The following is a 13,017-nucleotide window of genomic DNA, read 5'->3' on the forward strand; positions in this document are numbered from 1 at the left end:
TATAAAGGTTCCTCTTTCGGTTGTTCAATCGTTAGAGTGAAGGTCGCCATCTCGAAAAGCCTCGCTCGTGTTTCCGAGTAGATAGGCGACAGATCGGATCGGGCCATTGATGTTTGAAAGTCCCCCGCCAGCCGCGCCAAACGAAAAGCGGTTCATAAGGCGCTTTCTCGCGATGCTAGGGACTGAATGACGGACATCAATATCTGAGGTGTGTTGTCGAGCGACACGAAGTGTTGCTTGTCAAGATGAATTGCCTCTGTGCGCTGCAACGTAGGGTCTGCGGCATTGCACGCAATGGCACGAGCGGCTACGAGATCGTCGTGTCGGTGTACCTGAAGGCGACCCATCGCAGCGCGGCACACTTGGCGGTTGCGATTGATCCGCTAACATAATCGCATTTACCCTTAACGCTTCGCAGGATGCCGTATTGAAGCGGTGCTGGCTTCCACAGGCGCCGGATCTGCGGTCGTGCCGGGCAAGGCGAGAGCCAGAACCTTGATGTTCTCGCCGTTCGAAAGCGTGGCTTCACGCGCTCCGATGTCGCGCAACGTCCATCCTGATTGAACTTCATCCTGCCGCAACTTCACCGTCTCGCCAGTCGCGCGATTCACAAAGACGGCGATGCTGTCGGCGCCCCCAGTTATCGTGCCCACGAGTTCAAATGGCGGAAGCTCAGGCTCGAGCGGCTTGGGAGCCGCGACGACAACGGGGATAGTGGGCGCGTTCGGCGGCGGCAGAGACGGAGGGCGGCGTGACGGAGAGAATAGCGGGCGCTCTTGCGTTTTATTGAGCTGCGCAAGGGGGACTTTGGCAATGGGATTATGCTCCGATCGGGTAGCCTCGAATGGCTCCTTCGCAAGCAGGTACTCCATTGTGGGCGACACTGGCGGATTCAGGCCAGTAGCCGTTGAAGTCTGACTCGCCTCGGCAGGCCGCCTCCCCGATTCGACTGCCAAGATCAGGAAGGCCAGCGCGAGAGCTTGAATCGTGAGGGGGCACTTCATTTGACACTCCGCCACCATCCGGAGACGACAATTGCGACGCGCACCTTCGTCGCGGCGTGTCTTGTCGACGACTCGGGTACCTGTATGACCAATTGATCGATGAACAGGAAGGGCGATCCCGCCTCCAGCTCGTAAAGGAGGCCTTGAAGGGCCGGCTGCTCGATCTCGAGATCGACAGAGACTCTGACGATCCCGTGTTGTGCTCCTGCGTCCTGCAGATCGACCTGCGACGATAAGATGTTGCTTCCCATCCGCGTCGCTTCTGCAGAAACGTGCTGCAGCACCACGGCGGCCGCGACTGTGACCGTGGGACCTTCGACAACTGGTGGACTCACAGCGAGCGCCCCGTCGTTCGTGCTGCGGGCCGCCCGCTGTTGTGACTGCAACCTGTCGAACATTTCGTTCGCGTTCGCCAGCGTACGATGCTGTTCCGCCAGGTCCAACGCCGTCCAGCCCGTGATCAGCAATAGAAATCCCGTCATTGCCGCGTAACAAATTGTGGCAACGAACGGAATGGCGCTGACGTAGCGTCTAATGCGGTAGGTCTGGTTCATGGATAGCGGCGAATGCGGGGTTGATTTGAGCCTCGACGTGGAATTGCTCTTTGGTTGCTCCTTCAGACCGTGTGGTTGGAGCGAAGAAGATCGCGTGTGAAAACTGGGGCGACTGCTCGATCAGGCGGATGAGCGATGCGGCGTCGCTCGTAAGGCCCGCTATCTGTAGTTTCGCGTGATCGATACGCAGCTCCGTTAGGAACGTGTTGTCTGGCAGTAGATCCGACAGCGCCTCAATCGCCATTACGGGCGAAGGAGTGTTGCGCTTCTGTTGTTCGAGCTCTCGCAAAGCGGATTCGGCAACAACATTCTGCGACGCTCTTGTGAGCACCGATATCTTTCGAGAGAGTTCTTCCCGTCTCAGGGCCAAACCGTCCGAAATGAGCGCTGAAATGCAAAGCGACGAAGTGGCAGCAAAGCCGCTTAACAGCAGAACTACCATCAGGCACGTACGAACACGACGGAAATCGGTCGGTCCGTGTATTTGTGTCTCAACGATCCTAATTGGCACGTTCGAACGTGACGTGGAGACCAGGATTGACCAAGTCCCAAGCGATCCGATAGCATCGAGCAAGGGCGTTAGCTTAGCGCGAGGCGTGGCAGCGATTGTCAGCTGAATGCGGTCGCCAGTCTCGTCAGGTGAAGCACTCCAACCATAGACCGCTTCTTGCACATCCCACGGGGTTAGTCGGTCGATTTGGGACCTCACGACACCCGCCGCATATTCGGCAGCGCGCCTCGGCAAATCCAGCGGGCGAAACAGAAATCGCGCCGGGTGAAGGACAAGTTCAAGCTGACTTCCAGTCAGAGCTAACTTCCATGCTGGAGGGATTGGGCTAGCAACCGCTCCCTCCAGGACCGCGAGCGCGTGGTCAGGCGCTTTCGCGTTTTTGGGGTCGGTCACGAGATGAAGGGTGAATTGATCCTTCTCGAATTCCACCATCCGAACCTGCGAGCGTCGGCGCAAGCCGTTCGAGAGCGATGAAACTTCGGACGCCACGGCTTGTACCCACGAAGCGAGGCCTGCCGCTATCGAATTAAACAGGATCATGGCGGGTTCGCCGTTGCCATGCCCTGACGACAGTCACCGCGCAAACTGTCATCCCAGGCAAGGATATGAAAAGGATCGTCCGGACCCTGTAGCAAGATGACCGCTTCCGCACAGCTATTCCATCCCCCTGCGCCCCCTATTTTTATGTCCAGCCGGAACGCGTCACTTGCATCGGCGGTCGCGGCGGTTTGATCTGAACCGAGCAGTCGGACTAGAGCGTCCTTACTGGGAGCCACGAGCTGCCGTTGGCCAAGAAAACCATTCAGACGATCTAGGGTCATGCCAGGCAAAGCCGCAACAAGCTCGGGCGGCGCGTCGAAGACGTTAATATCGGACCTGCCGCTGTAAACGGTCACCAGAGGCAACATTCGTTCTATGATGACCTGCGGCAGACCTTGAACTAACCATAACTCTCCTACATGTGCGAAGGGAGCGCCTCGCGGTCCATAGCCGCGGCCGGCGGCGCGGTAAAGCTGCGCTTCATTAGCGCGATCGGATGGTCTTAAGCGCTCTCGCCAACCAACAATCCGCGCAGCAAAACGCGGGGCATCCTCCTCCGATGCGCCGATCGCTATGAAGAAACTCGATAGTAGTTCGCGCGGGGCCTGATTGAGATCGAGCCGGGCCGCTTCGGAAACGAATCTGACCGATGCGTTGGCTTGGCCTAGCCGGAAGCTGAAGTGGCCATGCGTAGGTCGATCGCGCTGGTCTGCCACAGCAAGGCGTTGGGTCGCGAGATTAAGGCTGGCTGACACCAATTGATCGGCTTGCAGACGGCGCTCGATCACCGAACTCGACCAGGAAGAACTGCCTATGTAAATCGAATAGATGGACGCAAGTGTCGCGAGTGCAATCAACATCCAGAGGACCGCAATGAGGATAAAGCCCTCCCGCCCCCCAGATAAGTGTCCTTCCTGCGGATTGCAAAATATCATTGTGGCCTCAGGTCCGACGGCTCTCGAGAGAGTCCGCTGCGGGAGCCGTATCGGGACTAGTGTCGGGCTCTCCCGTGCAATCCGTGCTCTTTCCGCTGATGCATAGTGCAGGCGCGTCAACATGAATAAGCGTCGTGGTCGAGATTACCCTCGCCTCCCCAAGGGTGTGATCTTGGACCGTGAGGCGGATGGCGGCCGGCAAGTGGCCGACATTCAGCCAGTTCGCCTTCCACACGCCGCCGGGTCCCGCATAGGCGAACTCGGCCCGATAGGGCGATCGCAGCAGGACGACGGGATTACCAAAGCCAGACGGGTCAATCGCACCTTCAAACAAGACGAAGGGCCTCGAAGAGCGTATGAGGACGAGACCAGTAGGGTCCTTGATTGTTTCGATTTTAACGATCTCGAGGCCCGACTTGGCGTTGGGGCTTGTAACCGTGCGCACAAAAGTGACAGATCCTTCTGTGCCGTTGAACAGCGGCTTTTTGCTTCCGCCGTTGGCGGAAATGAACTGCGATGCCGCAAGATCGGCGGTTAAACGGTCAAGGGCGATGCCAATAAGCTCGGCGCGTTGCGCGCGCGCCAGGCCACGATCCCAGCTGGGTAGCCAATGCGTCGCGATTGTGCTTAGACAAAAAACAACAATCCCCATAAGTACGATCGCCGCGAGAGCTTCGAACAGCGTGAACCCCGCGATACTCGCGCGGTGCAAGGCTTGGGAGAGGTGATCCCGGGCTATCACTGCGACCTCCGGCCCAGACGCGCAGTTTCCAGGGCGAAGCTCGTACCTGCTGAAGATTTAACCTGGATCCGGACCCGTTTCGGCACCCATTGCTGCTTGTCGGACGCTGTCCTGAGCAAGGGCGATATATCGACGCGCCAGACAATGCCGTTGAGTTCACCCGACGTTACGCCCGTGGTTGCGTCGCCGCGCGGCGGCAATGCTGCCGCCAGAGTGCGCGCCGTCTCCACCAAGACCATGCGATCATCAATCCTCCGCGCGCCTTTTATGCTGGTCGACATGAGCGAGCCGATCGCCGCCAGCATGGCGGTGGCGATCGCGAGAGCGGCCAATGCCTCGACGATCGTAAACCCCGCGACGCTGCGGGAGGCATTACACAGCCGGAACGCGCACAATCTCGATTCCCCCCGTAAGCCAATTCACACGAACTTCGTAGACAGTATTCAGACGCGAGAGTCTAAGCGTGCCACCGCACGAGAACCCGCTCGGGAAAAAACTTATGGTCGAAAGGGCGGGTCGTCCTTCGCAATCCCGTGGCAATAGTGCGTCCAGCGTCACATCGTCCGGTACCACGAGAACGCTGCCGTTCGAACCTGATTGCAGGCGCCGGGTGCTCGCGTCGATTCTGGTCAGCACGCGCATCCCGCTCTTAACTGCCGCGTTCCGGTCGATCTTCAATAGGGACGCGATTTCGAGTGCCGATGCCTCGAGCCGCGGCCGCGACGTTCCAGGCGAAAGCCGTGGCAGAAGGATACCGACCAGCATTGCGACGATGGACAACACGCAGACCATCTCAAGCAAAGTAAATCCGTTTTGTGCTTCCGGGCTATTTCTCATTGCTGTTTGACGAGATATCGGCGGCAGAATCCGCACCGCCCTCATGCCCGTCAGCCCCGTAGGACATGATCTCAAACTTGGCGTTCCCACTGGGCGACCGGTAAACATAGGGCCTACCCCACGGGTCGTTCGGTAGGCTATTTCCATCGATGTAGGGACCGTGCCATCCGGCCATCGAAGCTGCGGGTTTTACCAGGGCGTTAAGGCCTTCCGAAGATGACGGATAGCGTCCCGTGTCGAGAAACATGAGATCGAGCGAACTGGCGAGGCTGCGGATTTGTATCTTGGCCGTCTTGACCTTGGACTCAGCGAGATAGTTCAACACGCGGGGGCCGATCAGTCCCATGATCAGCCCGATGATCGTAATGACGACCAGCATCTCGACCAAGGTGAATCCATTCTCGCCCGCTGCGAACGACCGCCGCCGCCAGGCCATTGCGCGGGATGAGATAAGCGTCATTTGCGCTCGCTGTTTTGAGATCACGATACGAGTTGAGTGATAGACAGCAGGGCCGTCATAATGGAAACGATGAGACCGCCGACAACCACGCTAATGCCGATCACGGCCGCCGGTCCGATAACGGCGACGAGCCGGTCAAGACTCCTCTGTAGCTTGGCTTCGTAGAACTCCGCGATGCGCCCGGCGAGTATTGGCAGCTGGCCGGTTTCTTCGCCAATGCGGATCATGCGGATCGCCATCATGGGCAAGACCGTTGACTGGGAAAGGGCGTCAGAAAGCTTCGCGCCGTGTCGTACTTGATCAGCCGCGGTTGTCCAGGCGGGAACATCGCCCGAAAAGGACATGATATCGACGAGGATGCGCAGGGTGGTGGTCAAAGGTACCTGACTGCCAGCAAGGATGCCGAGATTGCGGCAGAACACCGCAGTTTGGTAGGCCCGAAAAATCGAACTGGGGCCCGGCAATCGCATCAGTGTTGCGAGCAGCCGGAACCGGATCACGGGCCGGCGGAGGACGGCATAGGCTGCAAAGATGGCGGCCCCTGCGACTCCAAGAATCGCCAGACCGTTGGAGCGCGTCCATTCAGAAACGCCAAGCACCGTGACAATCAGCGAGTCCTGCTTGGCGCCGAAATCGCGCAACACAGCTCCGAACTGTGGCAGTACCACGAGAACAAAAAATGCCAGCACGCAGGATGCAGCGAGCAACACGAATGCAGGATATTGCAGCGCATCAGTAATTCTTCGGCGCAAGGCCTCCGTGCGCGCGCGCTCGCTTGCCAGCATATCGAGAAGGTGGCCGAGCTTCCCGGACGTTTCGCCGACTTGCACGAGCGCCGCATAGATAGGCGGAAAGCAACTCGGATATTTGCCGACGGCTTCAGCGAAGCTTTCGCCCGCAAGCACTGCGACGCGGAGTTTACTCACAATCGGGCGCAGGCGGCCGATGTCGTCATCTGAGCACAACAACTCCAGTGCATCGTCAAGCCTCGCGCCCGCCTTGAGCAGCAAAGAAAGATCACGTGTAAAGATGGTCACGTCTTCGGCGCGTGGTCGCCCAAGAAAACCAGCAGCGATATGAGCGACCGCAACCTTAGTGTCCTGAGCGACTGTTTCGATCGGAACGAGACCGAGATACTCGATACGCGCGAAAACTTCCTTCGCGGTGGACGCGGAGATCATACCGTTTACGAGCTCACCGCTCTGGGTCATAGCTAGATAGCGAAAGGTTTGCATCACGTTATCGTATGGTCGTTACGCGGAGAACTTCCGCGGGCGACGTGACGCCGGCTCGGCATTTCGCGAGGCCGTCTTGGATCATGGTGGTCATTCCAGATCGAACCGCTGTTCGATCAATCGACACGGCGTCGCAGTGCGCATTCATCAGCTGACGAACCTCATCGGCCACTTCAAGGACCTCGAACAGGCCAACGCGGCCGCGGTAGCCCGTTCCGCCGCAACGCTCGCATCGGCCTGCCTTGTAAACTTCATCACCAACCCGAAGGCCGATCGCGGCGTACCGCCGATCGGCCGCAAACTCCGAGTGCTCGAGCCGGCTCGTTGTTTTGCACCGGTCGCAAAGCTGCCGCACCAGCCGCTGCGCGATCACGGCACGGAGGGTTGAACTCAACAGAAACGCCTCGACGCCGAGGTCCAGCAGTCGCGGCACGGCGGCCGCAGCGGTTTCGGTGTGCAGCGTGGTCAGGACGAGGTGCCCGGTCAGGGCAGCGTGGATCGCTACTTCCGCTGTCTCGGCATCACGGATCTCGCCCACCATGATGACATCCGGATCTTGCCGCACGAAAGCGCGCAATGCCTTCGCGAAAGTCAGGCCGATAGCAGAGTTTACCTGGGACTGATTGATGCCCTTGATTTCGTATTCTACCGGATCCTCGATCGTCAGTATCTTCCGGGAGGATTCGTTGAGGAGGCCGAGCACGGTCGCAAGCGTCGTGGTTTTACCGCTGCCGGTTGGTCCGGTGACCACGATGAGACCGTGCGGGAGCGTCAGGACTGCGCGGAGCTTTGCTTCGTCGTCGGGCGCAAAGCCGAGCTTCTCGATCGCAAGGAGTCCCCGCTCCTTGGGCAGAAGCCGAATGACGGCAGACTCACCATGCTGCGTCGGCATGATAGCGACGCGCAAATCCATTTCAGCTCGCCCAAGTTGGACACGCGCGGCGCCATCTTGAGGCAATCGGCGCTCGGCTATGTTGAGACCCGCCAGGATCTTGATGCGGGAGACTATGGCCTGTGGGAGTACATGGGATGGTGAGGGGATATGGCGAAGCAGGCCATCAACCCGCATACGCACTGCCAGTTCCGTCCTGAAAGGCTCAATGTGTATGTCACTGGCGCGAAGCTCGGCGGCCTTTTCGATCAATTCGGAGACGGCACGGACGACCGGCGCGCCGCTAGCTAGGTCGCGGAGGCTTTCGATATCCTCCTCGCGGACAGCGATGGTATTATCCCTATTCGCTGCGGTGGTCTCGCCTTCGCTAAGGCGCTGAGAGAGCGCGGTATCAATGTCCTCAAACGACGCGATGGCGACCTTTACCGCGGGGCCGAGTACAATCTCCGCGGCGCTGATCGCTGCCGTGTCCGTGGGATCGAACAGGGCAATCACGGCGCGTCCATTCGCGAGCTGATACGGAAAAATCGCCATTTCCCGGAGGAAGCGAGGCGAGAAGTGTTCGACCAAGCTCGTCCCAGCCAAGAGGTCGGCTAAAGCCGCACGGTCATGTTTGAAAAAGGCTGCGACCGCGTCGGCAAACTCCTGGGCCGACAGGTCGGACGATTCGAAAAGCTGGCGCAGCGTGAGCTTTTCGGCGACAAGGCCGCCCATGCCGGCTGCGACATGCGCATCGCCCCGAAGGCGCTCTGCAAACTCAGTCACGGTTTCAGGCCTCATGAAGCGCGGGAGCCTCCTCAAGTGTGAGCTCTGTTTCACCTGGAGTCTCGGGCCATCGCTTTGTGGCAAGTGCGAATGGCCCGTCACGGAGCCGCTCGCGAATATAGCGGACGCAAAGATAATATCGGTACACACTGCTTGAGCGGACTTTGGTGACGGCAGATATATCAGCCGGCTGCCACCAGAGGGGAAGCACGTGGACTAATTGGCCATTCGCGAGCCCCTTGGCCACGTCCCAATAAGAACGCAGCATTATCCCACGGCCGGCAATCGCCCAATTGCGGATGATATCGCCATGGTTGGTGGAGAGGGCAGCGGTGACGTTGATGGTGCGCATCCCGATGGGACCATGCAAAGTCCAGCGCTCGAACACCTCGTCACGTTCGCGCATGACCAGGCACGAATGTCCAGCGAGATCGCCGAGTTCCTCCGGCATGCCGCGTCGATTGAGATAGCTGGGAGCCGCGCAGAGAATGCGTCTTCCCTGCGCAATAGGATGCACGAGCAAGTGAGGCTCGCGTACCCTGCCGACCCGAATGTCAATGTCGACATTCTCCTCAACCAGATCCACGCTCCGATCGACGATTTCCAGCCGAATATCCAATTCCGGGTGTAGGAGCGCCAACTCCGATACAAGTGGTGCGACATGATTGCAGCCAATACCCGAGCTTGCCGTAATTCGTACGCTGCCGCGGGCGACGGAATCGGTCTCAGGACCGTCAGCTACAAAATCCGCATAGGCATCGAGAACGCGCTGCGCTTTGGACAGCAACACTTCCCCATCGCTGCTGAGCACCGCTTGTCGAGCGGTACGCAGGAACAACACGCGTCCGAGTGCCCGCTCAAGTAGCGCGACGCGCTTGCTGACGTAGGCAGGCGACGCACCTAACTCTGTCGCCGCCGCAGCAAAACTTCCCCGCCGCGCCGCAACGATAAACACCTCAAGATCTTGTGCTAATGGTTTCACCCCGACGTTTCCCGATTGCAAAACGGAACTTATTCGCCCGCTAATCTATAATCTTAAGGTCACTGGCTCGCTGACCTCAATGCTCATTATAATATACAAACGATTAGAATAATTTCTTGCGAGGACGTGATCTGCTGGGCAGTTGCGCAAGGTTGGGCCGGCAAACGGCATAGGCCGCGCTGCGACGTCAGCTGGTTAGAGGAAGGGGGCGGCCAGGATGGCGGCGAAGCGCTTAAGCAATCGTCACCACGCGTAAATTATTGGTTGTGCCGGCATCGCCGAAACGTATGCCGGCCACGGCGACGATGACATCGGCATTCTCCGCAAAAGTTCACGTTGAGAGCGGTTTGCGTCGCGCGTTCGACCATCTCCTCGTAGGAGCTTATGTTGGGGGACTTCATGCCGTGGGCGCCCCCACAACAGGCATAGTTGGCGCGAGACCCGTTCCTCCGGTGTGATCGCGAGGATCAGTACCTTGGGACGTTTGCGCGCGATGCGCGTTGCAGTCGTACCGCTCGAGGTGAAGGCGAGGATCGCTGAGGCTCCGATCATCGTTGCGAGATCCGCAGCCGCCGCGGTCGGGGCGGTCTGCTCCTCGTCCGGCTCCGACGCATTGACGATCGAACGATACATTTTATGTCGCTCGGTGCTTTCGATTATGCGGCTCATGTTGGTGGCGGCCTCGCACGGATATTGCGCGGTCGCAGATTCCGCGGACAGCATGATCGCGTCGGCTCCGCCATAGATCGCTGTGGCCGCATCCGAAGTGTCGGCGCGTGTCGGCGTCGGCGCAGCAACCATTGAGCGTCGAGGCGGCACGATCGGATCAATTCCTTTTGTCGGCCGGGAACCTCCGCATGCGGAATTGCGACGCCAAGATCAACGCGCGCGATCACTATCCCATCGGAGAGGCGCACGATGTCATCGATATGCCCGGACGCCGACCGACGGAACAAAGCGAACGGCGTCACCGGCACTGAGGGAAAATCTGCCATTCCTTATGGTACCAACCCGGATCTTTGGCCCCTGCAAGTCCTGAAGAATACCAATAGGGCGGCTGAATCTTCGTTCGAGTTGACGAATTGCGCCATGACGCCTTGCGTGATCTGCCTGTAAGTCGGAACGTATCCGCCCGCCTGGCCCAATGCCGCGAGCATCTCTGGCGAACGGCTGGCGGGTCCGACGGTCGCAATAATCTTGGCTCGCCGACGATGCATGTTTTACCTCGCGAAATTGCGGGGCCGCCCATCAAACAGCCCTGACATTGCCGACGTTCGTGCGTATCGAATCGATGCGAATGAGAGCGCCGACGCGATCAAGAAGGCCGTTGCTATCGCGGGCCGCGAGGCAAGAGCGGATCGAAGTGTGCCGCATGTGCCTGGCCTAGCGCGCTCGGCGCACGATCGTGCCTGGCGCACTCGGCGTCTCCGTCCCAGCCAAGTAGAGCAGCATCACTTTCGCAAACCGGACCTCCAGATCGTTCGTCAAGCCGGATGGGCTCCTGGCCCGATCGGCGTTTGATTGTTCTGCGCATCGACGGCGCTATCGAGAAAACGCTGCAATCAAGGCAGAGCGGATTCAATCTCCAATCGTTTATACAAAAGAATGACATAATAAGACCGGCGTTTTTGATGTTATCGTCGTCGTACGGAGGAACTGATGGACCTGCAACAACTGCGCTGCTTCGTAGCAACAGCCGAAGAGCTTCACTTCGGAAGAGCGGCGCAACGAATGAATATGCTTCCCTCGGCCCTGGGGCGGTTTGTTCGGCTGCTGGAGGAGGATCTCGGCACGCGGCTTCTGACGCGCACGACGCGAAACGTCGCGCTGACGGACGACGGTGTTGTCTTGCTTAAAGATGCGCGTGCGCTGCTGACGCAAGCCGATGCGCTTGCGGTCAGATTTCGGACGCGCTCGCGCAAAGGGGCAACAATCATACGCGTTGGTGCCATCGACAGTGCTGCCGCCGGACTTATTCCGAAACTTCTTAAAGACTTTCGCAAGCGTCGGCCTGATGCAACGATTCAACTGGTCGAGGATAAGACCATTCGTCTGTTGCCGCGCCTTTTGACCGGACGGCTTGATCTCGCCTTCGTGCGCCCCCCAAAAGACGCCAACAAGCGGCTGGAGTTTCTATTTCTCTTCTTTGAGACAGCCGTCGTAGCCCTTCCGCACCATCATCGACTTGCGTCGAGGAAGATGGTCAAGGTTGCGGATCTCAAGAACGAGCCACTGATCGTTCCCGAACGGCGGTCCAGGCCTCATAGCCACGATCTAACGATGAAGCTCTTTGCGGAAGCCGGGCTAGACGCCCGGATTGCTCAGATTGCGGAGGAAAAGCAAACGATCGTCAACCTGGTGTCGGCCGGTTTGGGGATCGCTATCGTACCTAGCTGGACGTCGCGCCTGGCGAGCCGCGGGGTTCGCTATGTCCGGCTCGTGGCGTCGGACATGAACAAACTTCCCCTTGCGGCTGCTTGGTCGCGCGGGACCAGGGATCCCATCCGAGACGACATATTGAAGATGCTGCGGGCCGATCTTGCAGCTTACGCAAAGGAAGCTTGAGTCGCACCCGATCGCACTACTCTCTCCCGCAGACTGCCCGCCACCTATGGCGGGCGTTTTTTTGGGAGTTAGGCAGACTGGGAAAACCACCGGGCCGGAAGGCTACATCATTTCGGGCCACTCGAGGTAGATTCGGAAGAAGCCCATGGGGTTCAAGCGGCCGCGTTATAGACACCGCGGATCTTGGTTTTGTTGTGCTTCCAAAGTTGGTGGAGCGCCGCCTCATCGCGCCATCGCTGTATATTTAGGGGCCTACTATCTTAGGCGGTTATCGGATCGACGAAACCGTGTCCTCTCTTTCCGGAGACGATCTTGCGCAGGATATACCGAAGCGGGCAATCAGCTCGGAGGCGACGCGCGTCGGCGGCCGGATCCGCAAGGCAGATAAGGCCCAGATCCCTTCTGATTTCGGCCTGACGATTGAGCCGGCGCTCAAAGTTCCGTCACGAACTCATGTCTGACCGCGCAGAACGGGAGGACGCCGGGGCAAGGCGCTGCCGGACGAGGTCTTTTAGAGGAATCATCGTGTCGATCTCCAGCACAATCGACACCGACAGATCGATGCCCGCGGCACCGGCGTCGAGAAGGCTTCGAATCGGATTTTGAGCAGAGGGAAAGAGTATAGCAAGCAGGCTCGCGGGGCTGACCGGATCGCCGGCGAACATTTCTGGCGGCCCGATTGCGAACAGCCGCTCCACTGCGAGGCGCTTGCTGATTAAGCGTGGGCTTTCTGGTTGAAGACGTGGACCAACGCGACGTCGATCGAGCGCGTCAACGTCCCTCTAGCAAGTGCGGGCGTACTCGGGCAGACGCTCCCGGTAGGCCCTGATCAGCTCCGCGCCTGCCAATGCAATGACGGACGGGGTAGCACCGATGATGACATCACTGGTGAGATGCTTTCCGTCGGCCATGACTTCCTAACCGGCAAGGTCACGCAGGATCTGAGATGCGCTCCGGTGCAAGAGAAGGCTTGCCTCGGTCATCTGCATTCCTCG

The 13,017-nt window shown here is 59.0% G+C and carries 13 protein-coding genes and 1 pseudogene; 1 reads left to right on the top strand and 13 read right to left on the bottom strand.

Translation table 11 applies throughout. The features are described from left to right. Nucleotides 1-404: 404 nt before the first annotated feature. The 12 genes and pseudogenes from QY049_RS22155 to QY049_RS22210 form a co-directional block, all read right to left on the bottom strand. Nucleotides 405-1,004 (bottom strand): hypothetical protein, encoded by a 600-nt coding sequence (locus QY049_RS22155; RefSeq protein WP_128930072.1) that lies wholly within the window; start codon nt 1,002-1,004, stop codon nt 405-407. Further along, the gene (gene gspM / locus QY049_RS22160) at nt 1,001-1,558 is read right to left on the bottom strand and encodes a type II secretion system protein GspM (protein ID WP_128930071.1); all 558 of its coding nucleotides are present in this window, start codon (nt 1,556-1,558) and stop codon (nt 1,001-1,003) included. Before gspM ends, QY049_RS22155 begins: the two co-directional genes overlap by 4 nt. Beyond that, nucleotides 1,536-2,609, bottom strand: coding sequence for a PilN domain-containing protein (locus QY049_RS22165; RefSeq protein ID WP_128930070.1), 1,074 nt, complete (start codon nt 2,607-2,609; stop codon nt 1,536-1,538). Before QY049_RS22165 ends, gspM begins: the two co-directional genes overlap by 23 nt. Further along, a complete protein-coding gene (locus tag QY049_RS22170) occupies nt 2,606-3,469 on the bottom strand; it encodes a general secretion pathway protein GspK (protein ID WP_164933593.1) in 864 nt (287 codons plus the stop codon). The genes QY049_RS22165 and QY049_RS22170 overlap by 4 nt, the downstream gene beginning before the upstream one ends. A gap of 82 nt (nt 3,470-3,551) precedes the next feature. After that, a complete protein-coding gene (locus QY049_RS22175; protein ID WP_128930068.1) occupies nt 3,552-4,286 on the bottom strand; it encodes a general secretion pathway protein GspJ in 735 nt (244 codons plus the stop codon). Beyond that, a complete protein-coding gene (locus tag QY049_RS22180; protein WP_128930067.1) occupies nt 4,283-4,681 on the bottom strand; it encodes a general secretion pathway protein GspI in 399 nt (132 codons plus the stop codon). Before QY049_RS22180 ends, QY049_RS22175 begins: the two co-directional genes overlap by 4 nt. Then, entirely contained in the window at nt 4,659-5,231 is a 573-nt protein-coding gene (locus QY049_RS22185; RefSeq protein WP_313753858.1) for a prepilin-type N-terminal cleavage/methylation domain-containing protein, read from the bottom strand. The genes QY049_RS22180 and QY049_RS22185 overlap by 23 nt, the downstream gene beginning before the upstream one ends. After that, a complete protein-coding gene (gene gspG, locus QY049_RS22190) occupies nt 5,113-5,583 on the bottom strand; it encodes a type II secretion system major pseudopilin GspG (protein ID WP_128930065.1) in 471 nt (156 codons plus the stop codon). Before gspG ends, QY049_RS22185 begins: the two co-directional genes overlap by 119 nt. Before the next feature lie 20 nt (nt 5,584-5,603). Next, nucleotides 5,604-6,818 (bottom strand): type II secretion system F family protein, encoded by a 1,215-nt coding sequence (locus QY049_RS22195; RefSeq protein WP_128955146.1) that lies wholly within the window; start codon nt 6,816-6,818, stop codon nt 5,604-5,606. Between the two features lie 4 nt (nt 6,819-6,822). Further along, nucleotides 6,823-8,424 carry a GspE/PulE family protein gene (locus QY049_RS22200; protein ID WP_237864945.1) on the bottom strand — a complete coding sequence of 534 codons (1,602 nt, stop codon included), beginning with the start codon at nt 8,422-8,424 and terminating at the stop codon, nt 6,823-6,825. 55 nt (nt 8,425-8,479) lie between these two features. Then, complete coding sequence (locus QY049_RS22205) at nt 8,480-9,457, bottom strand: LysR substrate-binding domain-containing protein (protein WP_128930062.1); 978 nt, start codon at nt 9,455-9,457, stop codon at nt 8,480-8,482. A gap of 232 nt (nt 9,458-9,689) precedes the next feature. Continuing rightward, nucleotides 9,690-10,674: pseudogene (locus QY049_RS22210) on the bottom strand (pyruvate kinase). A gap of 442 nt (nt 10,675-11,116) precedes the next feature. On the opposite strand from QY049_RS22210, the gene QY049_RS22215 reads away from it, so the two are divergent. Next, nucleotides 11,117-12,022: a LysR family transcriptional regulator gene (locus QY049_RS22215; protein WP_128955145.1), complete on the top strand. Its 906-nt coding sequence runs from the start codon at nt 11,117-11,119 to the stop codon at nt 12,020-12,022. A gap of 443 nt (nt 12,023-12,465) precedes the next feature. On the opposite strand, the gene QY049_RS22220 is transcribed toward QY049_RS22215, so the two are convergent. Continuing rightward, a complete protein-coding gene (locus tag QY049_RS22220) occupies nt 12,466-12,720 on the bottom strand; it encodes a hypothetical protein (protein WP_232995554.1) in 255 nt (84 codons plus the stop codon). Nucleotides 12,721-13,017: the final 297 nt, after the last annotated feature.

This window comes from Bradyrhizobium sp. WYCCWR 13022 (genome assembly GCF_030435535.1).
Lineage (GTDB): Bacteria > Pseudomonadota > Alphaproteobacteria > Rhizobiales > Xanthobacteraceae > Bradyrhizobium.